This window comes from Cohnella hongkongensis (assembly GCF_042654645.1).
GTDB lineage: Bacteria > Bacillota > Bacilli > Paenibacillales > Paenibacillaceae > Cohnella > Cohnella hongkongensis.
Map to the genome: position 1 here is coordinate 33,482 of NZ_JBHSEP010000031.1, position 22,497 is coordinate 55,978.

General features: G+C 57.5%; 18 protein-coding genes. 14 read left to right on the forward strand and 4 right to left on the reverse strand.

Annotation, left to right across the window (positions count from 1 at the left end; translation table 11 throughout):
* Window positions 1-159 precede the first annotated feature (159 nt).
* From ACFO3S_RS26570 to ACFO3S_RS26580, 3 genes are all read left to right on the forward strand, one after another.
* Window positions 160-1,338 carry an MFS transporter gene (locus tag ACFO3S_RS26570; RefSeq protein ID WP_378102433.1) on the forward strand — a complete coding sequence of 393 codons (1,179 nt, stop codon included), beginning with the start codon at window positions 160-162 and terminating at the stop codon, window positions 1,336-1,338.
* A 136-nt stretch (window positions 1,339-1,474) separates the two neighbouring features.
* On the forward strand, window positions 1,475-2,167 hold the full coding sequence (locus ACFO3S_RS26575; RefSeq protein WP_378102436.1) for a response regulator transcription factor: 693 nt from the start codon (window positions 1,475-1,477) through the stop codon (window positions 2,165-2,167).
* The gene (locus ACFO3S_RS26580; RefSeq protein ID WP_378102438.1) at window positions 2,145-4,379 is read left to right on the forward strand and encodes a sensor histidine kinase; all 2,235 of its coding nucleotides are present in this window, start codon (window positions 2,145-2,147) and stop codon (window positions 4,377-4,379) included. Before ACFO3S_RS26575 ends, ACFO3S_RS26580 begins: the two co-directional genes overlap by 23 nt.
* 111 nt (window positions 4,380-4,490) lie before the next feature.
* Here ACFO3S_RS26580 and ACFO3S_RS26585 read toward each other — a convergent pair whose 3' ends face one another.
* On the reverse strand, window positions 4,491-6,011 hold the full coding sequence (locus ACFO3S_RS26585) for an AbfB domain-containing protein (RefSeq protein ID WP_378102441.1): 1,521 nt from the start codon (window positions 6,009-6,011) through the stop codon (window positions 4,491-4,493).
* A gap of 144 nt (window positions 6,012-6,155) precedes the next feature.
* Here ACFO3S_RS26585 and ACFO3S_RS26590 point away from each other — a divergent pair, with 144 nt between their 5' ends.
* The 10 genes from ACFO3S_RS26590 to ACFO3S_RS26635 all read left to right on the forward strand — a co-directional run bounded on the left by ACFO3S_RS26590 (window position 6,156) and on the right by ACFO3S_RS26635 (window position 18,616).
* Window positions 6,156-6,392, forward strand: a complete 237-nt coding sequence (locus ACFO3S_RS26590) for a GntR family transcriptional regulator (RefSeq protein ID WP_378102443.1) — start codon at window positions 6,156-6,158, stop codon at window positions 6,390-6,392.
* A 727-nt stretch (window positions 6,393-7,119) separates the two neighbouring features.
* A complete protein-coding gene (locus ACFO3S_RS26595) occupies window positions 7,120-7,662 on the forward strand; it encodes a DoxX family membrane protein (RefSeq protein WP_378102445.1) in 543 nt (180 codons plus the stop codon).
* Window positions 7,663-7,970: 308 nt separating this feature from the next.
* The gene (locus ACFO3S_RS26600; RefSeq protein ID WP_378102446.1) at window positions 7,971-9,770 is read left to right on the forward strand and encodes a cache domain-containing sensor histidine kinase; all 1,800 of its coding nucleotides are present in this window, start codon (window positions 7,971-7,973) and stop codon (window positions 9,768-9,770) included.
* A gap of 2 nt (window positions 9,771-9,772) precedes the next feature.
* Window positions 9,773-11,344: a response regulator transcription factor gene (locus ACFO3S_RS26605; RefSeq protein ID WP_378102448.1), complete on the forward strand. Its 1,572-nt coding sequence runs from the start codon at window positions 9,773-9,775 to the stop codon at window positions 11,342-11,344.
* A gap of 142 nt (window positions 11,345-11,486) precedes the next feature.
* Entirely contained in the window at window positions 11,487-12,965 is a 1,479-nt protein-coding gene (locus tag ACFO3S_RS26610) for an ABC transporter substrate-binding protein (protein WP_378102450.1), read from the forward strand.
* Window positions 12,966-13,082: 117 nt separating this feature from the next.
* Window positions 13,083-13,985 (forward strand): carbohydrate ABC transporter permease, encoded by a 903-nt coding sequence (locus ACFO3S_RS26615; protein ID WP_378102451.1) that lies wholly within the window; start codon window positions 13,083-13,085, stop codon window positions 13,983-13,985.
* Window positions 13,986-13,999: 14 nt separating this feature from the next.
* Window positions 14,000-14,827, forward strand: a complete 828-nt coding sequence (locus ACFO3S_RS26620; RefSeq protein WP_378102453.1) for a carbohydrate ABC transporter permease — start codon at window positions 14,000-14,002, stop codon at window positions 14,825-14,827.
* A 31-nt stretch (window positions 14,828-14,858) separates the two neighbouring features.
* Entirely contained in the window at window positions 14,859-16,127 is a 1,269-nt protein-coding gene (locus tag ACFO3S_RS26625; RefSeq protein WP_378102456.1) for a Gfo/Idh/MocA family protein, read from the forward strand.
* On the forward strand, window positions 16,124-17,773 hold the full coding sequence (locus ACFO3S_RS26630; RefSeq protein WP_378102458.1) for a hypothetical protein: 1,650 nt from the start codon (window positions 16,124-16,126) through the stop codon (window positions 17,771-17,773). The genes ACFO3S_RS26625 and ACFO3S_RS26630 overlap by 4 nt, the downstream gene beginning before the upstream one ends.
* Before the next feature lie 180 nt (window positions 17,774-17,953).
* Window positions 17,954-18,616, forward strand: a complete 663-nt coding sequence (locus ACFO3S_RS26635; protein ID WP_378102460.1) for an HAD family hydrolase — start codon at window positions 17,954-17,956, stop codon at window positions 18,614-18,616.
* Between the two features lie 101 nt (window positions 18,617-18,717).
* Here ACFO3S_RS26635 and ACFO3S_RS26640 read toward each other — a convergent pair whose 3' ends face one another.
* The 3 genes from ACFO3S_RS26640 to ACFO3S_RS26650 are packed head-to-tail and all read right to left on the reverse strand — an operon-like array spanning window position 18,718 to window position 21,463.
* Complete coding sequence (locus tag ACFO3S_RS26640) at window positions 18,718-19,470, reverse strand: DeoR/GlpR family DNA-binding transcription regulator (protein WP_378102463.1); 753 nt, start codon at window positions 19,468-19,470, stop codon at window positions 18,718-18,720.
* A 53-nt stretch (window positions 19,471-19,523) separates the two neighbouring features.
* Window positions 19,524-20,435 carry a PfkB family carbohydrate kinase gene (locus tag ACFO3S_RS26645; RefSeq protein ID WP_378102466.1) on the reverse strand — a complete coding sequence of 304 codons (912 nt, stop codon included), beginning with the start codon at window positions 20,433-20,435 and terminating at the stop codon, window positions 19,524-19,526.
* Window positions 20,432-21,463 (reverse strand): zinc-dependent alcohol dehydrogenase family protein, encoded by a 1,032-nt coding sequence (locus ACFO3S_RS26650; protein WP_378102468.1) that lies wholly within the window; start codon window positions 21,461-21,463, stop codon window positions 20,432-20,434. The genes ACFO3S_RS26645 and ACFO3S_RS26650 overlap by 4 nt, the downstream gene beginning before the upstream one ends.
* A 191-nt stretch (window positions 21,464-21,654) precedes the next feature.
* Here ACFO3S_RS26650 and ACFO3S_RS26655 point away from each other — a divergent pair, with 191 nt between their 5' ends.
* Window positions 21,655-22,491, forward strand: a complete 837-nt coding sequence (locus tag ACFO3S_RS26655; protein WP_378102470.1) for a class II fructose-bisphosphate aldolase — start codon at window positions 21,655-21,657, stop codon at window positions 22,489-22,491.
* Window positions 22,492-22,497: the final 6 nt, after the last annotated feature.

Sequence of the window (22,497 nt, forward strand, 5' to 3'; positions counted from 1 at the left end):
TTTATGGTTATTGATGATTGCGGACCATTCGGTTGTTATTATAGCATACAAATACAACATGTGTTGTTAAAGCAACTAGTGACGTATTGAATGTGTTGCCCTCCTTCAGCCGCTAGCCTGAAGCCGTGGGGAATTTAAAACACATCAGGAGTGTGAATGATGAAAAGCACATGGAAGGTTTATATTCTAGTCTTGATCACCTTTTTAGTAGGAACATCTAATTATGTCATTTCCGGGATTTTGGACCGGATCGCAGAGGCATTAGGAACAAGCGTTGCGGCAGCGGGTCAGCTCATTACGGTCTATTCTCTTGCCTATGCGATCGGCACGCCTATTCTAATGGCGCTAACGGCTAAAATGGAACGGAGTAGGCTCCTCCTTTATTCGCTGGGCTTCTTTATTGCTGCGAATCTGCTCACATCTATATTGTCCGGCTTTGGTTTCTTCATTGCGGGGAGAATCGTTACGGCGTTAGGCGCGGGGGTGGTTACTGTTAACGCACTCAGCATCGCCGCCAAAATCGCTCCGCCAGGCAAGCAGGCCAGCGCCATCGCAAACGTCACCATGGGCTTAACCGCATCGCTCATCGTCGGAGTCCCGCTCGGAAGAATGATAGCCTCGGCTTTTAGCTGGAAAGCAGTATTTCTGGCCATCGCAATTGTCGGGGTTATGGCCATGTTTGTCATTGCTGCAGTTTTTCCACGTATTCAGGGCGACAAGCCTGTTCGTTTGATCAAGCAATTAGCCTTGTTACAAAAACCTCAGGTTTTGGCTGCATTGGCGATTACTTTTTTCTGGTTAGGAGGATATTCCCTCGCCTATACCTACCTCTCCCCATTTCTGCTAGAGGTGACTCATTTAGATGAATCATTGATTAGCGCAGCCCTGCTCGTGTTCGGCATTGCTAGCTTGATAGGGTCGAAAGTCGGCGGCTACAGCGCGGATAAACGTGGCATTCTATTTACACTCGTTGCAGGGATGGTGCTTCACGTCATTTCGTTGATTTTGCTATCCTTCGTCGGACAGTCGGTCATTGCCGTATTCGCCATTTTGATCCTCTGGTCTTTTGCCGCCTGGTCATCCGCTCCGGCACAGCAATTCAACCTGGTTACGCTCGTTCCTGAATCCTCGGGCGTCATGCTGAGCTTGAACAGTTCCATGATGCAGCTTGCCATGGCATTCGGCGCAGGAATCGGCGGGCTGATCGTTAACCATGTTTCTCTTGCATCCATTACTTGGTTCGGGATACTCGGCGTACTCATCGCCATCATTGCCGCGTTTGTATTGTCCAGCATATCATCACGGTATTCGGCGATGCAGTCAGCGAATGAATGCTAAACATCGAATATTTCATCACGGAAAAGGCACCCCCCAAAACCTTAATAACTTCTTCATAATTATCCTACACGGATGTTCATATTTACCGCTTAGGATTAAGATATGGAAAGACGACTTAGGAAAAGTGGAGTGAAGGATGGAGAATTTCTTCGTGCTCGTTGTGGATGATGACAAGGAAATACGGGACGCTATCGAGATTTATTTGAAAAATGAGGGCATTACGGTACTGAAAGCGAAGGACGGGGTTGAGGCGCTGGATCTCATTAACGAGCATCGGATTCATCTTATTATTATGGATGTGATGATGCCCCGTCTCGACGGAATTGCCGCAACGTCCAGGATTCGCGAGAAGAAAAACATTCCGATCCTGATGCTGAGCGCCAAGAGCGAGGACAGCGACAAAATATTGGGTCTCCACGTCGGCGCGGACGACTATGTGACCAAGCCGTTTAATCCGATGGAGCTCGTCGCTCGCGTGAAATCCCAGCTGAGAAGATATGTGACGCTGGGCTCCTACGAAGGCATGAAGAAAGTGATTGATCTGAAGGGCCTGACCTTGGACAAATCGGCCAAAGAAGTTACCGTTCATGGCGAACCGGTCAAGCTGACCCCGATCGAATACAAAATCGTCGAGTTTCTGATGTCGAACGCCGGCCGGGTGTTCTCGATCGGTGAAATCTACGAGGGGGTATGGAAGGAGCCGGGCTTTAACGCGGAAAATACGGTAGCCGTCCACATTAGAAATATTCGCGAGAAAATCGAGATCGATCCGAAAAATCCAACCTATTTAAAGGTGGTGTGGGGAATTGGCTACAAAATGGAAAAGTAGATTAAGCTTTGGCGTGTGGGGGTTGCTGGTTACCTTCGGCCTGAGCGGGCTTCTCATCGTATCCACTTACGGCTCGAGCTACGTCCATCGCGACTATTTTCACACGCCGCAATTTCGCCACGAGCTCGACCTTTTTGCTCAATATCTCAACATGTTTGAGCTTAACCATATTCCGCTGGAGAAAGCGAAGCAATCGCTGACGGTAACGCAAGAGGAGATCGAGGAGTATCGCAACGGGTTTGGAAATCTAACGAATCAAATGACCATCCTCAAAGACGAGTATGAACCTCTGATTCATGAAGCCGAATCGGCGAATAACCCAGACGCAGCGGAGATCTACCTGGCGGAACGAGATCGAAAGATCGAGGAGATCGCTCAGATTTTCAAAAGCGACGATTACGCTAGGGCAAAGATTATCGCTGAAAAGGAAAAGAGGGTAGAAGAGTATTACCAAGGAAGAGAGCAGTATTACTTGGATTTTCTAAGCTACAAGGGACAGCTTCAATATTATTTTACAAGCAGCCTGTCCGATCGGGTCTATACGAATCTCGTTCTGGCCGATGGAGAGGCGATGACAAACAAGCTGAACTCCCAGAACATGAAATCGATTTCGAGCTATTCGATCCCCACCGAAAATTCGGAGTCTTTTTATTGGCTGCGCCCATACGATCAACGAGCGGGCTCGCTCATTCCGTTCAAGGGGGAGATTGCGGTCCCTAAGGATTTGCCCTCGTCCAGCTCCCTTTCGATCAAGTACGATAAGTACCAACAAGAACAAATGGGGTTGTGGGCCTATACTTTAGCGAGTATCGTTTCTCTTCTCCTTTGTCTTTTCGCCAGGAAGAAGATCAGGGTTGTGCCTGCCGCAGTCGAAAGTGAGGCGTCCTTTTACAATAAGCTTCCTATCGATGTGCGTGTCGCAGGGATCGTCCTGACAGGCTGGATCACTCTTTATTTCCTGTTTTCCATGACCGATCGGTTCCTTCATGTCGTGAATAATCCCTTCGACTCCGGCTGGAGGATGTTGATCGCCATGGCGGCGGCATCGGCGGGTTTAATGATCACGCTGGCTCAGGGAAAGCTAATGGCGGCGCGAATGAAGGCCTGGCCGTCTATCCAAGAGGAATGGCACAGCGCACTCTTAAATAGGGCTTGGCAGAGTGTAACGGCACTAATACGTCAAGTTAAGAGCAGCTTGAAAGACGCTTTTCTCCAAACGAGCACCGGGGTGCAGTTGTTTATCGTATTAACGATCGTATTCGGTTTAGGTTTAGCGGCGTTAATGACGATCGTGGATCCCTTTTTTATAGCGGTCTATCTTGTGCTGCTTGCGGCCGTTGGGTTCCCTCTCCTGATGGTCCTGATGAAGAAAATCGGGTACTTTAATCGAATCGTGTTAAAGACGAATGAGCTCGCTGTCGGCAAGCTGGGTCCGGATCTGGGGGTGTCGGGAACGTCCGTGCTGGCCACGCTTGCGGAAAACATTAACGTATTAAAGCAAGGAGTATCCAAGCTGCAGAATGAACAAGCCAAGAGCGAACGTCTCAAAACCGAGCTGATCACCAATGTTAGCCATGACCTTCGGACGCCGCTGACCTCTATCATTACGTATACCGAGCTGCTGAAGAAGGAGGAGGTCTCGGACGAGAACAGAATCGCCTATGTGGAAATTATCGATCAGAAGTCGCAGCGGTTAAAGGTTCTGATCGACGATCTGTTCGAGGTGTCGAAAATGGCCAGCGGCAATGTCGAATTAAATAAGGAAAAAGTCGATCTCGTCCAGCTGCTGCAGCAGACGCTTGCAGAATACGATAGCGCGATCAAGGCCTCCAGACTTCAATTCCGGCTGCCCAATATGGAAGCTCCGGTATACGCCTTCGTGGATGGGCAGAAGCTGTTTCGCGTTTTCGACAATTTAATCGGGAACGTCCTGAAGTACTCGCTGGAAAACTCGCGCGTCTATATTACGATCCAGACGTCGGGCGCTCATGTGACAATCTCGTTTAAGAACGTGTCCAAATATGAAATCAGCGAAAATAGGGAGGAGCTGTTCGAGAGGTTCAAACGAGGGGATTCTTCCCGTCATACGGAAGGCTCCGGCCTGGGGCTGGCCATTGCGAAATCGATCGTGGACCTTCATGAAGGCGATCTGACGATTGACGTCGACGGCGATTTGTTTAAGGTCGCGGTTTCTCTAAGGGTGCAGGAGTAGCAGGAACAAAATAGAGGAACGGGAAGTGAAGGCATCAGACTCGCCTTACACTTCCCGTTTTTATCGCACGCGATTCTCTGTCAGCGAATGCCGAGGGCGTTGGGCTTGCGGCTACTGAATTTCAAAGGTCGCATCGCTTCTCTCCTGCGCGGTGCTGATCGGATCGATGCGGAGCTGATAGTCGTAATGCCGGATATAACGAGTCGGGAAGTTGTAGGATTGGAACGACGACTTCGACGAATCCGCCAATCCGGCCACTCGATTAAAGGTAGCGTCCTGATTAAAGAGGGACGTGCCGTCCTTGCGTTCCAATCGCAGCGCGTAGTTGTAATGCCTCAAGTAATAGCCCGGGAAGTTGACCGATTCGAACGAGACGCCGGACGAATTGGCGAGTCCCGGCACGATCCGGAACCTGGAATCGTTGATGGTCGCGATCGGATCCGGATCGATGCGCGCCGCGAATTCGTAGTGCCTGACGAAGTAGTTGGACGGCGAATGCGACTTCAGGCGCTTGATCAGGCTGCCGTCTCCGATATCCAAGCTTCCGTATACGACGGAGTTGCGATTGCTGCCGTTAGGCAGAGCTCCGCTCGAAATGATAAATAGGCTGTGCTGGTCGGCCAGCGGCTCCAGCGCCCTGCTATAGCCGCCCGGAACCGGGCTGCTGACGCGAGTCCAGTTGTTGGCGGCCCCGTTCTCCGAGTTGAGGTAAATGTCCGAGCTGGAATAAGCGGATACGGCGATCGTCCCGTTCGGTCCGGTTCCGGACAGCCACGTGACGTACGGCGAGCTGGTCGGAACGACGCCGTCCCTTGTTCGGAGTACCGTGCCGGGCTGGTTGGCCGCTCCGAAGTTTTCCGGGTTGGAAGAGATTTTGTAGTAAATCGCGAAATTGGCCTCCGGCGCGCCGCCGTACTCGTAAGTATAAATATAATTACCGTTGCCCAGCTTGGCGATGACGGGCATGCCCGGACGTTTGTTGCCGAGCGCGATATCCTCTACGACGGGCCCCCAATTGACGCCGTCCGTCGACGTCTGATGAACGAGCTTCTGGTTGTGGTTCGGATCTCGTTCGTCGGCATAATAAACGATCAGCTTGTTGTTATAGACGAGGGCGAACGGTTCCCACACCGGATCCTCTTGTCCGTTCGGATGCGCCGCTCCTCCCGAGGCGATCGAGCTGACGAACGTCCACGTTTGGCCCCGGTCGGTGCTCTTGTACAGATCCAGCTTCGTTTGCGACAGATTGTTCGGAATCGAGTTGCCGAAGCAGAGAATCGTGCCGGCCGGCATGCTGCCGATCGCCTGCGGAAGCTCGAAGAGGAAGGGCTGATACCTCAATCCCCATCCGTTCACGGTATCGGCGACTTGGGAGATCTGCGTCCAGCTGACGCCTCCGTTCGTGCTTTCATAAATGGGGAAAGTCGGTGTTCCGTTAACGTATCTCTCGAACGTTGCCAGCATTCGGCCGTTGTATATCCCGTTGTGCTTGAGCGTAAGCACGCGCGGATACAGCGACCCCGGGCTAGGATTGGTGTTCGGGGAAGTGTACATCGTCGATGGACCGAAAGCGGAAGCGGTCGAGAAGGCAATCATGCAGGCGAGTACGACCGTAAAGCCGATTCTGGACAACCTGAATATTCTCCTCAATTTTCTCATCCTTCCTCTCGATTTTTTGCAAGCGCTTACGTAATGAATTATAATTGATTTATTTTATACTTTACATAATCAATTTGGTATGTTTTAAAATAAAAATAAGAATGGGGGTGATCGATTATGAAGAAAAAAAACGGTATTTTCAAATACGAACGAATCGAACGCGATATCAAAGATAGAATCGGCAAGGGGGAGCTTCGGCCCGGCGATTTGGTGAAGTCGGAGGCGGAGATGGTGCAGCAATTCCAGGTTAGTAAAATGACCGTTAAGACGGCGATGAACAGGCTGGCGGACGAAGGTGTCGTCGTCCGAATTCAGGGCAAGGGCACCTTCGTCGCTCCTTGCGCGAAAAGATGAGTTGTTCCGCATATGGTTTTAAGAAACTCTAAACTAAAAGGGCTCCATTCTCTCTATCCGCTCGTACGGACCGCTTGTTTGCTCCGCTGCTTATACCCTCTTGAACCTAACGTCATTCAACGAGGGGATCGAATCGATGTCCCTCCGGCACGCGCACACGAAAACACTGCGTTCGGGCGCGGTCGAATGAACGTACCGCCGGCTTAAGCGGATGCTCCTTGCGGTACAGCGGAAACACCCACGACTCGCCGATCTCCCGACTCACACGCGAAAGGACCTCAACTTTCACTCCGAAGCGGGGACTGAGGTCCTTTTTCTCGGTCATTTAAAAATTATAAAATGCGCTATTCTTATCTGAAACCCCTCCGACAAAAGCGCGATTTAGCATCTAGAGGACGCCGACGGCGTTTTTAGAGAAATTCGGCCTTATGCGGGCTCCCCACATGACAAGTCGGCTTCAGGGACGGCACGTTGAGCCTTCGAATAGACGGACGTCTTCATGAAATGTGTCATCCTAATGAACTCGCCCTAGTTTGTGATTTTAATCACAATCCTAATCTGAAAATGGCCTTACAATAAAGACAGAAAGACAGACAGCCAATGAGGATGGTGATCCCGATGTCAACCCATCGATCTCGCGCATCGGCGAATAGGACGATACAGACCAACGGATAATCGAACGTAAGAGAATCTCCGCAACCTACAAACCCATTAGGGAGTGAGCACCATGATGAAATTTTGGAGAGAAAACCGTATCGCCGCAGTCATCGTCACGATAGTCAGATTCGTAGTCGGGTACGCTTGGCTGACGGCCGGATGGCATAAACTGACCGGCGAAACGCCGTTTAACGCGGCAGGCTTCCTGAACAACGCGATTAACAACCCGATCGTCGACAAGGCGACGGGGGAGGCGGTCTACCCGACCTACCAAGCGTTCCTGGAACACTTCGCCCTGCCGAACGTCAAGCTCATTAATATTATGATCCCTTGGGGAGAATTCCTCGTCGGACTGGGCCTCATCCTAGGGACGCTGACGCTGACGGCCGCATTCTTCGGACTGCTGATGAACTTCATGTTCCTCTTCGCCGGAACGGTAAGCACGAACCCTTGGCTCCTGCTTCTGGGCCTGCTGGTCTTCGCCGCCGGAACGAACGCAGGACGCTTCGGACTTGACCGCTACGTGCTCCCGCTGCTTCATAAAGGCGTCGACCGCCTCTTCCACCGCAAGCCGAAAAATCCGACAACCGGAGAAGGGGCGCTGGCAAAGTAAACTCGTCGAAAGACGAGCCGGAGCGCCTGCGGATACAGGGGAATCCTGATCCGCATCGTACAAACCATATAAGTACACGAAAGCCGGCCCGCGGGCCGGCTTTTCTGCGTCTAGAGGACGCCGACGGCGTGTTTGCTTGAGCAGGAAACCGGTCTGCTTCTGGCCGTCGCCAACCGTCGCGTTCCTATCGGCCGCTGTTCGTTTTTCCGGAACCTCACAGTATCCGAAACCCGCGTGACCTGCTATACTTATCTGCATTAACGGCATCGGCTTAATGACAGCGCTTACAGAGTGAGGTGATCCTCCCAGTGTTCACAAGACGGATGATCGGAGGCAGCGTGCGTTCGCAAATTCTCATCCTTCTGCTGGTCTTCATCATTACCCCGACAACGATCATTTCCGTGTTTACCATCAATAAATTTTCCGAGATGATTCATCGCAACGGCATGGACATGATGGAAACCGCTTTGAAGCATTCCAAGGAAAATGTGGCGAGCTTCATGAGCGGAGCGGCGGATGCCGCGCTGATGATCATGACCAATTCGGCTATCATCGATCCCCTGTTGAAGACGGACGGAAGAGGCAGCGTCCAGATGAGAATAACGGCCGCCAATCTTCTCGAGAAGCAGCTCTACGAGCTGAAAATCCACGGGGTCCGCGCCAAGGAGATCGCCATCGTTAACCTCAACGGAGACAAAACCTACTCGGGCAGCAATACGTTTCTGCCCGCCTCGGTTGCCGAACCCGACTGGCAGGACGCCGTAAACCGGCTGGACGGCAAGCCTTACTGGGGAAGCTATACTCATAACGGCAAGTATATTTTCGTCGCTCGCAAGGTCAAGCAGTTCGTCAAGGCGGAGGAGTCCTTCCGCAACCTCGGCTATGTGCTGATCGCCTTCGCCGAGCGGGATTTCTCCAGCATCAATTCGGCGGTTAATCTCGCGAACGGCTCTGAAATTCTGGTCTCCGACCGGAACGGGCTCATGATCTCCGGCACCGACGAAGCCGCGGTCGGCCAATCGCTTGCCTCCGGCACGCTTGCCGGGGCGAGGAGAGGCGGGCAGCTGGATTTGGCGGGCATCTACGAGCCGGGAGAAGCCAATCGGCTGACGGTGTTCGACGACCTCCCCGGCAGCGATTGGAGCCTGATCGTCTCCTCTCCGTTCCAGGAGATGCAGCAGACGCAGACCCGCATCAAGCGAATCATCATGCTGTCCACCGGCCTTTGCGTCGTCGGGGCGTTCCTGCTGGCGGCGCTGCTGGCCCACCGGATGACGCTGCCGCTCAAGAGGCTGTCCAAAGAAGTGAAGCAGCGGATCGCCAGCGGCGACTTCGCTTTCTGGCCGTTGCCGGCGCCCGCGCGGCAGGACGAGATTGCCGGGCTCGGGCAAGGCTTCTATCGGCTGGTAGCGGACTTGAACGAAACGAAAAACCGGATTCACCAGGTGGAGCTGATGAAGCGGGAGGCGGAGTTCGACGCCATGAAAAGCAAGATCAAGCCGCATTTTCTATACAATGCGCTTGAATCCGTGCGCATGCTCGCCGTCGTCAATAAGGACCCCGGAACGGCGGAGATGATCAAGGCGCTCGGCCATCTGTTCCGGTATATCATATCCGACCGGAAAGGCCGTACGACGCTGGCCGACGAGCTGGCGTACCTGATCAGCTATATCAAGCTGCAGAAGCTGAGGTACGAGGAGCGGCTGGACGTTCGGATCGACGTTCCCGAGCCGCTGCAGGACGTCGGAATCCTGAAGCTGGTGCTGCAGCCGCTCGTAGAGAACGCGATCGAGCACGGCATCAACCGCAGACGGGGGGCGAGACGGATCTCGATAACCGCCCGCGAGGACGGCGAGGACGTGCTGATCCGGGTGTGGGACGAGGGGGCCGGCATCGAACCGGAGCGCCTTGCGGAAATCAAGCGCAATCTGGACGATCCGGGCAGCGACAAGGAGCATATCGGGTTGATCAACGTTCACCGCAGACTGCGGCTGCACTTCGGCGAGTCCTACGGATTGGCGATCGACAGCGAGCCGGACGGCTATACGTGCGTGACGGCGAGAATACCGCGAGGCAGACAACAAACCGAAACTCAACGGGAGGAATAGCGATGCATTCGGTTCTTATCGTCGATGACGACGCGATGATCATCAAAGGCTTGGAGCAATTCGTCGATTGGCAGGATATGGGCTTTCGCATCGTCGGAACTGCCAGGGACGGAGAGGAAGGCATCGAGGCGATTCGGACGTTGAAGCCCGAGGTCGTGCTGACCGACATTAAAATGCCGTACAAGGACGGCTTGGACATGATCGAGGATTGTCTTCGGGACGGGATGACGCCTCATTTTGTCGTGCTGACCGGGTTTAACGAATTCGAGTACGCCAGACGCGCGCTCAAGAGCCGGGTATCCGATTATTTGCTCAAACCCGTCGAGGAGAAGGAGCTGGTATCCGTGCTGGGGGGCATTCGGGCGCATATCGAGAGTCTCGAGAAAAACGAGGCGGACTGGAACACCCTGCGATCCGCCGCAACGGAAAGCTTCTCCCTCGTAAGAGGAAAGCTCATTCGGGATCTCGTCTCCGGGGCAGTCTCCCCCTCGTCGATCGGCGAAGACAAGCTGGCGTATTACGATCTCGGTTTGACGGACGCCTGCTACCAGGTGGCACTGCTGCAAGGAGAGGGGCCGCTGCCTGACGAGGACAAGCTGACAGAGCTGCTGGCGGAGGTTTGCAAGCGCAAGGGGATTCGTCTGTACATGGCCTGCGAGGAAGGAGCCGCGACTTTGCTGTTTGGCGGCGGACAGGACCTCGAGCGGCGGGTCGGCGAGTGTTTGGACGAGAGCATGGGGAACATCAAGGAGCGGCTGGGGGCGGCTCCGACGATCGGCGTATCGGAGGCCGGTGTGCTGTCCGGGCTTCCGGAGCTTAGCCGGCAGGCGGAGTTTGCGCTGCGGCACAAGCTGTTCCAAGGAGTCGGCGCCGTCATTGCCTTCCACACGCTTCCGCGGGAGAGCGCGGGTCGTCTGCCGGACCCCGAGGAGCAGGCAAGGCGGCTGCTGGCAGCCGTAAGCGAGAACGACGAAGCGGCTATGCTGGGCGAGCTGGACGAGTTTTTCGAGGAAATCCGCCGCGCGGGACTGGCTCCGCAGGACGTCTATCGCGTCTGCGCCGAGCTGTTATACGAAGTCCGCAAGGCGCTCGGGGAAATCGGGATCGCGCGGGGAAAGCTGGAGGAGGAGGGCGCGTTATCGCCGGACGGGATGAGACGGCACGATACGCTGGCCGGGCGCAGAGGCTGGTTCGGGGAAACGTTCCAGCGCGTTCGGGCACATTTTGACAGAAGCTTCGAGCCTGCCGGCGGCGGACAGATCGACAGCATCCTGTTGTACATGAATACCCGCTACGCGGAGCCGATCGATCTGGACGTCATCTCTAGAACGTTTTTCATCGACCCCAGCTATTTCTGCAAAGTATTCAAAAAAAGAACGGGAGAAACGTATTTGCACTACTTGACCCGGATCCGCATCGACAAAGCTTGCCGACTGCTCGGCAATCCGTCGAACAAGGTGTACGAAATCGCGAGCCGGGTCGGCTACGAGGATCAGAGGTATTTCAGCCAAGTGTTCCGCAAGCATACCGGCATGACCCCGAGCGAGTATCAGCGGAGCAGGACAAAAAATTAAACATACGGGACAACTTTGCCGCATTATCATTTTTCCGCCGAAGGGTTAACGTTGGAGTAAGCGATTTCAGTTCGCGGGCGGCCGCTTCGGGCGGCCTTCGCAGACGAATTGCCAGTTCATCCATCGGAAGGGGAAAACAGATATGAAAGCGTCATCCAAAACGATTGCTGCCCTGCTGGTTCTACTCGGCCTGACCGCGGCGCTGCTCAGCGGCTGCGGAGGCAACGGCGGCTCCGGTTCCAAATCGGGCGAGTCTCAGAACGCGGAAAACGGAACCGGCGGGGACGCCCCGATCTCGTTCAAAATCGCCTCATGGGCCGGTCCCGGAAAAAAAGCCGGCATGGACCTGGTCATCTCCGAGTACAAAAAAATAAAACCCAACGTGAGCATCACCTTCGAAGAAGTCGCCCAGAGCAACGCCGATTTCGACGTCTGGATGGCCGCCCAGCTGGCCGGCAACCAGGAGCCCGAGGTCGTCATGGATTTCAGCTACGATCTACCCTACACCAAATATAACGACAAAGGCTACACCGTGCTGGAGATGAATCCGTACCTGGAGCAGGTAAGCCCTTATACGAATCAAAAATGGGGAGACAGCTTCCGCGACGTCGACCTCAACCTGATGCGCTCCACGCGCAACGGCAAGCTGAACAATATCGCCACCTCGATGGTGACCTTGAAGATCGCGTACAACAAAGACGTCTACGACCAATTAGGGCTGCAGGTGCCCAAAACCTTCCCGGAAATGATCGCCAACTTCGAGGCGATTCGCGAGGCCGGCATCGGCGCGGAGCCGTTCTCCGGGTTTCTCAAGGTCACGTCGGCTTGGGACTGGTTCGCGAGATTCGCCGCCCAGCAGACGCAGGAGCAGTTCGTCAGCCAGATCGACACGCTGTACAAGAACAACAAGTACGAGCAGAACGAGTACGTCAAAGCTGTAGACGAGGGCATCATCGACGTCGCCAAGCCGGAGGTGCGCGGCTTGTACGAGCTGTTCAAGCAGTTCACGGATTACTGGGCGCCCGGCGCGATCGCGATGACGATGACGGAGGCCCGGGACATGTGGCTGCAGGGCAAAGCCGTTCACACGTTCACGATCAATATCGACGCCAAGCCGTTCGCCAGCGACATGAAGCCGCCGTTTAACTGGGATACGTTCGAGTTCCCGGTCATCACGAAGGACCTGGCGCCGACCTCCAACGAAAATCCCGCCGAATTCGGCGATCTGGCCGACGCGTTCGTCGTTATGCCGTCGGCCATCAAGCAGAACATCCAGGACGAGGTCATGGATTTCATCATGTTCTATACTTCGCCCGCCATGGCGACGCAGCTTGCGGACCTGAACTGGATTACGCCTACGGTCGGCGGCATAGAGCCGAATGCCAATCTGGAGCGGTACCTGCCGAAGTACAGACCGCAAAACCAAGTCGATCTGAACTCGCAGGCCATTCTCGGCACGAACGCCCGGCAGTACGTGCTGCAGCAGATTCAACGCTATGTGCTGGACGACATTACGACCGACCAGTTGGTCGAGCTGATCGCCAAGAACATGAAGGAAGAGACGGAGAAGGTCAAGCAAGAGAAGGGCTGGTCCAAGGAGAACGACTACGGCAACAAGTAACCGGCCGTTCGGGACCGGACCGGCCGAGGCGTCCGGCAGCGGAACGGATGTTCCGCCGCCGGCGCCGCTTCGAAGGCGCTCCGGCCCGGCGCCGTGAGGAACGGGAGGGCCCTTATCATGTCAACGTACGGCTTTAACCTGCTTCGGGCGGTCTACCGCCACAAGCACGCTTACCTTTTTTTGCTGCCGCTCATCGCTCTGCTGGGCGTCTTCAGCTATTATCCGATCGTCATGGCGCTCAAGATGTCGTTCTATCAATGGAAGGGCGGCAACGAGGCCATTTTCATCGGTCTGGACAATTTCGCGGCGCTGTTCAAGGATGCCACGTTCTACAAATCGTTGAAAAACGCGCTATGGTTCATCCTGTTCGACTGTACGGTCGGCGTGCTGATGCCGCTGTTTATCGCCGAGCTGCTGTTTCATTTGAAGAGCGCCAGACTTCAGTACGTGTTTCGGACGCTGTTCGTCGTTACGATTACGGTTCCGTCCGTCGTTCTTATTCTGGTGTGGGTATTTCTGTATAATCCGGTCGTAGGCGGGATGAACGCGATCGTGGACCTGTTCGGCATTCCTCCCCAGCTGTGGCTCGGCGGCTCGGATACCGCGCTGTTCTCGGTCCTGTTTTCGGGTTTCCCGTTCGTGAACCCGATTTTCCTGCTCGTCGTATTCGCCGCGCTTCAGGCGATCCCGAGATCGCTGATCGAAGCCTCCGTCATGGAAGGCTGCGGCGCTTGGCGGCGCATCGTGTCCATCGACGTTCCGATGATTATGGGACAGCTCAAGCTCATTTTTATCCTCGGCATTTTGCACGGCATGCAGTCCTTTTACAAGCAACTGATCATGACGAACGGAGGGCCGGGCAGCGAGACGCTCGTTCCCGGTCTGTATATGTTTCAATCGGGCTTCACGCATAACGATTTCGGCTATGCCTCCACGATCGGCTTCGTGATGCTCATTCTGATGCTGGCGCTGACGATCGCTTCCAACAAGCTGATCAAGTCGGACTCAGACCAGATCTGAGAGGGGGCTTATCGATGTCATCGTCCTACGGAAAATTCGTTTCCGTCATTTTAATCGCTCTGCTGGCGTTGTTCGTGCTGTTCAGCTTTTTCCCGCTGCTGATCATGGTGCTGACCTCCTTCAAATCGAACATGCAGGTCAGTCTGGGCGTGTTCAAGCTTCCGGACGTCATCCAATGGGACAATTACCGGCGCGCGTTCGACACGGTCGTGCCGTTCGCGCTCAACTCGATCCTTATCGCGGTATGCGCCGTTGCCGGCGTGCTGATCGTATCCGCTCTCGCGGCGTACGCGTTCGCGAGGTACCGTTTTCCCGGCCGGGAGGTTCTCTATTATCTGGTTATCGCGCTGATGATGGTTCCGGCCGTCCTGCTGCTGATTCCGATGTTCAAGCTCGTCGTCGCGATGGACATGCTGAACACTTACGCGGTCGTCATCCTGCCGCAAATCGCCGGAGGCTGCATCATCGCCGTGTTCCTGCTTCGCAGCTTCTTCGCGGGATTGCCGGAGGATCTGTTCGAGAGCTTCCGCATGGACGGCGCCAAGGAGGTCCGCATTCTGAGAAGCCTGGTGCTTCCTCTGTCCAAGCCGATTCTCGGGACGATCGCCGTGCTGAACTTTCACTCTTCATGGAACGACTATATTTGGCCGCTCGTTACGATCAACGACAAGGCGCTTAAGCCGATCGTGACCGGCATTATGTCGTTCTCGAACGAGTACGCGACGGACTACGGGCCGATGATGGCCGCCTACGTGCTGGCCTCCGTCCCGCTGATGCTGGTCATCGGCTTCGCCATGAAATACTTCGTGGACGGGCTGACCAGCGGGGCCGTTAAAGCTTGAATCCAACCCGTCCAGAGAGGAGAAGCAAGCGATGGCTTCCAAAATCAGATTCGGGCTGATCGGCTGCGGCGCAGTCGCGTCGGCTCACGCGGCGGCGATATCGTCGCTGCCGAATGCGGAGCTCGTCGCCGTCGCCGGCAAATCTCAGGAGCGGCTCGCCTCCTTCGCGGAGGCTTGGGGGCTGGAGGGGCACGCGGATTTCCGCCAGCTGCTGCACAGGGACGATATCGACGCCGTCGGCATCTGCACGCCGAGCGGCAGCCACGGCGATATCGCGATCCTCGCCGCCGAAGCCGGCAAGCACGCGATCGTCGAGAAGCCGATCGAGATCGCGCTTGCCAAGGCGGACGAGACGCTGGCGGCCTTTCGCAGCCGCGGCCTCAGACTGGGTGTCATTTCGCAGCACCGCTTCGACCCCGACGTCGTCCGCCTCAAAGCGCTGCTGGATGCGGGCGGCTTGGGTCGCCCGGTGCTGGCGTCCGCCTGCGTCCATTGGTATCGGGACCAGGCGTACTATGACAGCGGAGGCTGGAGAGGGACCTGGGCGGGAGACGGCGGAGGCGTTCTGATCAATCAGGGCATTCATACCGTCGATCTGCTGCTGCATCTGCTGGGGCCTGTCGCGGAAGTCGCCGGACATGCCGCGACGATGACCCACGAACGGATGGAAACGGAGGATACCGCGGTCGCGCTGCTGAGATTCGCGTGCGGAGCGCTGGGTACGCTGTCGTGCACGACTTCGGCTTATCCCGGCTTCCCCGCAAGGATCGAGATCATCGGCTCGGCAGGCTCGGCCCTGCTGGAAGGAGAAGCGTTGACCAAGCTTTATCGGAATAAAGGGGACGGGAGCCCCGGCGTGAACGAGGCGGAGGACCGGCAAGGGCAAGGCGTCGGCGCGAACGAGGCGGAGGACCGGCAAGGGCAAGGTGTCGGCGTGAACGAGGCGGAGGAGCGGAAGGGGCAAGGCGCCGGCGTGAGCGAGGCAGAGGACCGAAAGGGGCAAGGTGTCGGCGTGAACGAGGCGGAGGAGCGGAAAGGGCAAGGCGTAGGCGTGAACGAGGCGGAGGACCGGAAAAGGCAAGGCGTCGGCGGAGGGGGTTCGGCCTTGCGCGCGGGTCGGCAGGCATTCGTCAGGCAGTATGCCGACTTCATCGATGCGATCGTCGGACAACGCGAACCGGCTGTGACCGGAGAAGCCGGGCGGGAGGCGCTGGCCCTCGTCCTGGACGTTTACCGTTCGTCGCAAGGGGCGACCAGAAGCCGGCGAGAAAGGGAACATGAAGGAGGAGAAAAGCGATGAAGCCAATGGTCGTCCAGCCGCGTCTGGGCATCCAAGGTCCAACCGTTTCCTGGCTGGATCCGTGGGCGGAGGAACCGTCCGCTTCCATTATGCGGACGGGCACGGGAAGCCTCATTCTGGCGCAGGACCCGACGCCGCCTCCGCGGGAATTTATGGCCGTCATGCAGCAGATGGGGGCGGATTTTTACGTTCATCATGTCGTGCCGGGCGCGGCCGGATATGCGGAGCTGCTCCGCGATGCCGCGGCCTGCGGGATGGACGTCTGCCTGGGCAACGAGTACGGCAACATCAACGGACCGTATGCGGAGGGGACCAATCGCTTCGACGTGGCGGACGCCGACGTGTTGGAGGCGGCCGCGAGCGGACGCCTGATGGGGCTGCTGTACGACGAGCCCGAGCATCTGCAGATCAATGCCGCTCAGTATCGCAAGGACGGGTTTTACCCGCACTGGGGAGAGACGGACGGCTTGACGCTTGCGCAGTCGCAGGAAGCGGTCGTCGCGGCGGTCGCCGGAAGGACTGCCCATTTCCGGAGATTGCTGGAGAACGGGGGCTTCAAGGGAGACGGCGCGCCCCTCGTGGCCGAGCATGTGTTCCCCGTTCTTTTTCACGCGCATGCGCGCGGAGGCATGGAGGTGTGCCCGAAAATCATGAAGGAATCGTTCCAGCCGCTGCAGCTGTCGACGGCTCTGGGCGCGGCGAAGCAGTACGGGAGACGGCTCTGGATATGCGCCGATCTGTGGGGGCCCGACGCAGGTCCATGGTTTACCCGGACGTCCGGCTTTCCCGGCCATTCCCCGGAGGAGTATGCTTCCGCGCTGAGAATGGGGTATTGGATGGGCCCGTCCCATTTGTTCGCCGAGAATGTCGACGTCCTTCTGAAATACGAGGGAAGCGGGTTCCGCAAGACGGAATTCGGAGAGGTCTGGGAAGAGTTCGCCCGCAAGTACGTGCCGGAACATCCGCTGCCCTGGAGTCACTCGGAGGCGGAGCCCGACATTGCATTCATTCATGCCGACGACTGCAATTACGGCCAGAACGAGCGGCTGTACGGGAATCGCGGGCTGTCGGCAGGCGAAGCGGGGCGCAGCGTGTTCCAGGTCTGGCATCTGCTCAGCCACGGCACTGTTCCCGCCCACGGCAGCTGCATGCACATTCCGGGCTTCGCGTTTCCGCGCCACAAGCTAAAGGCCGACTATCCGCAGCAGTCGTTTCCGCTGGAGCGGGGCGTGCCGCTTGCGCCGGAGGAGCGCGTACATCCGCTGTTCTATCCGATGAACAACGTATTGGTCTACGACGAGCGGATCGGGGAGCGGCAGCTCGGCTCTCCGAAGCTGATCGTCGTCGCCGGCACGCGCCTGTCGGACGAGACGCTGTCCGCCGTCCGCCGTCGCGCCGAGAACGGGGCGACCGTCGTTATCGCTTCGTGGCTGGCGCCGGAAGGCTGGAGAACGAGCGGCCGAATCGGAGAGGGAGTCTGGGTCGTGACGGACGGCTTTCTGGACGACGATGACGTGAAGGAGACGATTCGCCCCTTCATCGGCAGCGAAGACTGCTGGCGCCAGCGCTTCGGAAGCGGGGAGGCGAGAATGTACCGCTCCGATTCGGCGGGCTTTACGCTGGATTTCGAGATCGCGCGGCTTTGACCGCGGTGGAGGAGAAGCCCGATCGATTCGGGCTTCTTTTGGGTTCGATCTCGGAGCCACGGAGCGGGAGGAGTTTTGTACGAAATTTCAGCCAAATGCGATTCCCGGTCGAACGAAGCCGCGTCTTCATGTACAATGGAGACGTTATCTAAAAATAGAGATAGGGAGCGTGGGAGAAAAGTGGCATTGAAAGCAGTCGTGTTCGATTTTGACGGAACGCTGATGGATACGGAAACCGGCGCGTACGAGGCCATCTCCAGCATCTATGCGGAGCACGGGCAGGAGCTGGCGCTGGACACCTGGGCCGTCTGCATCGGGACGCAGGGCGCCTTCGATCCTTATGAAGAGCTGCAGCGCAGAACGGGGAAAACGCTGGATCGGGACGAGCTTCACCAGCTGTTCCGGACCCGGCATGTCGAATATTTGAAGAACGCCCCCCTACGACCCGGTGTCGTGGAGCGGCTGGAAGAGGCTCGCCGGCTCGGCTGGAGAATCGGGCTGGCCTCCAGCTCGGATCTGGCTTGGATCGAGGGGCATCTGCGCGATCAAGGGATTCGCGATTATTTCGAGGTCATTCGTTCTTCCGACGACGTGAAGCGGGTGAAGCCGGATCCGGAGCTCTATCTGCTTGCCGTGGAGGCGCTCGGCGTCAAGCCCGGCGAGGCCGTCGCCATCGAGGACTCGATGAACGGGCTGCGCGCCGCCAAGGCGGCGGGGCTGTGGGGGCTGGCCGTTCCGAACGGAGTGACGAAGCAGATGGACTTTTCGGAAGCGGATCTGATCGTCGACGGGCTGGATCGGACGACGTTCGAGCAGGTCCAGGCGACGATTGCGTCATTGTAAACGATGAATCGACAGGGCTGTCTTCCCGGCGCTATTACGGCGCGCCGGAGAGACAGCCCTGTTTCTGCCGGGCGATTACGGCCGGCGATTGGCGATCGATTCTAGCATTCAACCGCGATGACCTGAATTTGACGGGCCTCCAGGTCCCGCAGCACGGCCGGAGGCGTCTTGACGGACGTGACGACCGTGTCGATCCGGTCGAAGGCGGCGAATAGGGCCGGCTTGATCCGGGCGAACTTGCTGTGATCGACGACCAGCATCACCTTGTGGGCGGCTTCGATCATTTTTTTCTTGGTGGCCGCCTCGATAGCGGAAGAGGTGGAGAAGCCTTGGTCGGGGCGGAAGCCGCTGGCCCCGATGATGGCCCAGTTTACCCGGATCCGTTCCAGGTAGTGCTCCGTGTCCGGTCCGGCAACGCCGTTGCGGCCCGCGATCAGCTCGCCGCAAGCCAGGGAGACCGTGGCCGGGCTGTCGGACAGCTCCAATCCGACCGCCAGGGAGTTCGTAACCACCGTGATTTTTTTGGGCTTCAGCTGAACGGCGACCGCCATCGGAGTCGTCCCCGCGTCGATCAGCACGGAGTCGCCGTCGTGAATAAGCTCCGCTGCGGCTCGGGCGATCGCTTCCTTCTCGTCCGACTCGAGCCGGCTGCGGATGCCGAACGGAGGGATCGCGGGCTGCTCCAGCGCAACGGCGCTTCCGTGCCGCCGCAAGAGAAGCCCCTGGCGCTCCAGCTCGATCAGATCTTTGCGGATGGTGACTTCGGATACGGAGAACCTTCTGCTCAGATCGGCGACGGTCATTTCCTTGGCCGCGTTGACGGCGGTCAAAATTCGGCTCCATCTTTCTTTCACGGAGTGACATCCTTTCCAGTCAAGTATGCTGCCGCTGGGCCGGCGGATCGGGATCAGGGCTGCGAGCCCTGCAGGTAAAGCCGGTCGATCTCCTCGAAGGTCGCCAATCTTCCCCGGCCGCCCAGCCCTTCGCAGCTTAGCGCGGCGAAGGCGTTCGACAGCTTGAGGTTGTCGGCCGGCGCCATGCCCTTCCAGAGACCGTAGGCGAAGGCGCCGTGGAAGTTGTCGCCCGCGCCGGTCGTATCCAGCGCCTTCACCGGAATGCCCTGCACCCGGGAGAAGCCTTGAGCTTCGCTCCACAGGACGCAGCCTTGCTTGCCCAGCGTAATGGCGGTGCAGGAAGGGCCGGATTGGGCCAGCTCCAGGCAGGCCTGCTCCGGCGGAAGCTCGGCGAGCGCCTGGGGCAGCGATTTGACGTCCGTAATAAATACATCGACATAGGGGAGCAATCGTTCAAGATCCCCTTCGCGGATATTTCCTCCGTCCAGCGACGTCGGGATGCCGAGATGCTTGGCGGTCTGAAGCGCAAGCAGCGTCAGCTCCGGGCGATTGCCGTCCGCATGGACCAGGGCGGCCTGCCGGACGGACTCCGCCGGGAAGCGCGACAGCTCGTAGTCTTGAAGCACGCCCCCGTAGTAGGTGATCGCGCGCAAGCCGCTGCTCTCCACATGGATCAGGCTGGTGGAGGACCTTCCTCCCTGCACGACCTGCACGCCGGACGTTTCGATGCCGTCCCGCTCCAGCTCGGCGACGATCGCGGCTCCCGCGGCGTCGTCGCCGACCGCCGAGATCAGGGAGCAGGGGGCGCCGAGCGCCCGCGCGGCGGCGGCGGCATTGGCAGCCGGCCCGCCACCGCATTGGATCAGCTCCAGGGCCGGAATGCGCTGATCGCTGTGAGGGACCCGATCCACGAGCGCGATGTGATCGAGAGTGGCCGTGCCGACGAAGACGATCGGCCCGCTCATGGGCGGTCACCGCCCTGGCCGGGAAGAACAGCCACCTTGATGCCCGCGCCTTGCCGAGCCGTCTCGAACGCCTGCGCGACCTCCTCCAGCGGGTAGCGGTGAGTGATCAATTCTTCGAGCTCCAGCGCAGGCATAATCTCCAGCGCGCGGTGATGCGTATAGGGATTGATCGCCGATCCGAGCACTTTAAGCTCCCGCTTGAAAATGTCGTTCGGGGAAATCTCGATGCTCTGCGAAGGAGGGACAACGCCGAAGAACATGATGGTCGCGCCGCGTCCCGCCAGCTCGAAGCACTGTTTGGCCGTGTCGCTGCGGCCGGCCGCCTCCACGACGATGTCCGCTCCCAGTTCTCCCGTTTCCTGCAGCACTCGCTCCGGGAGATTGTCGCGAAGAGGGTCGACGACGATAAAGCCGCGCTTGGCCAACAGATGGCGGCGGATCTCGTTAGGCTCGGCGACGATAATCTTGCCCGCGCCGCTGCGGCGGATCAGCTCGGCCAGCACGATGCCGACGAAGCCGCCGCCCAGAATGACGGCGGAATCGCCGACCTTGACCTCGAGGCGATCGACGCCGTGCATGCAGCACCCGATGTTCTCCGTCAGCGCGGCGACTTCGGCGCTCATGCCTTCCGGCACCTTGTACACCGTTTTCTCCGGAACGACGCACAGCTCGGCGAAGCCTCCGTCCAGATGTACGCCGAAGGCGAGCTTGCTCAAGCACAGATGCTCCTTGCCGATCCGGCAGTATTTGCAGGTGCCGCAGAACAGATGAGGCTCGACTGTGACCAGGTCGCCGACCTTCACCGTGCTCACCTGATCGCCGACGGCGTCGACGTATCCGGAAAACTCGTGGCAGATGACGACGGGCGCTTCCGCGAAATGATGTCCGGCCAGAATATGCAGATCGGTTCCGCATATCGTACCGGCTTTGATTCGGATCCGCACGTCCTGACCCCGGACCTCGGGGATCGGCTTGCGCACGAGTTGAAGTTGATGGGGGCCTTGAAATTCGGCGGCTAAGTAGCTCATCTCGCTGATTCTCCTTTAGAAAAGTCATTCGGATGAGCTAATTGTATCGGAAACGAATTTCGAATTCAATAAATTAATTTCATTCGAAACATAAATGATTCGATTTGGTTTCGTATAGACATAAATACGAAACTGTTTTATAGTGAAGGGGGAATTCGAGAAGACTGCGAGACAACAAGGGAGGAAACGGAATGGCTTTGGTCAACGGAACCGAGCTTCTGCGGGACGCGAAGCGGAGAAAATATGCGGTGCCGCAATTTAACGTATTGAATCTGGAAATGGTGGAGGCGGTAATCGACACGGCGGAGTCGTTCCGGGCGCCGGTCATCGTCGGGCTGGTGGATCGTCATTTTCCGGTGCTGGATATCGAAAGTCTCGTCTATGCGATCAAGCGCAGAGCCGACAGGGCGGCCGTTCCCGTCGTGCTGCATCTGGATCACGGCAGAACGTGGGAAAGGGCGATCGAGGCGCTGCGGCTTGGCTTCACGTCCATTATGTACGACGGCTCCCTGCTCCCGATTGAAGACAACATTTCGACGACCCGGGACATCGTCCGGGCGGCTCATGCGGTCCAGGTATCGGTCGAAGCGGAGCTCGGCCACGTCGGCAGCGCCAAGGCGGGAGACGGGAACGAAGTGACCTCCACGGACGAGGCGGAATATTTCGCCGAGCGTACAGGGGTAGACTATTTGGCGATCTCGATCGGCAATACGCACGGACACTACCATGGAGACAAGCCGACTTTCCGTCTGGACGTGCTGCAGGAGATCAACCGGAAGGTCGACGTTCCGCTTGTGCTGCACGGCGGCTCGGAGACGCCGCTGGCCGAGATTCATAGCGTCATCGATAACGGCATTGCCAAGATCAACATTTTCACCGAGTTTGCCCGAGCCTATATGGAAGGGATCGTTCAGCTTTCGCGAAGCGAAAGCATCGATTACTTGAACGTTGCCGCCTCCGGCAAGGAGACGGCGCGGACGGTGATCGCCGGACGGCTGCAGGACTTCCGCACGGCCGGCAAAGCTTGAAGCGCG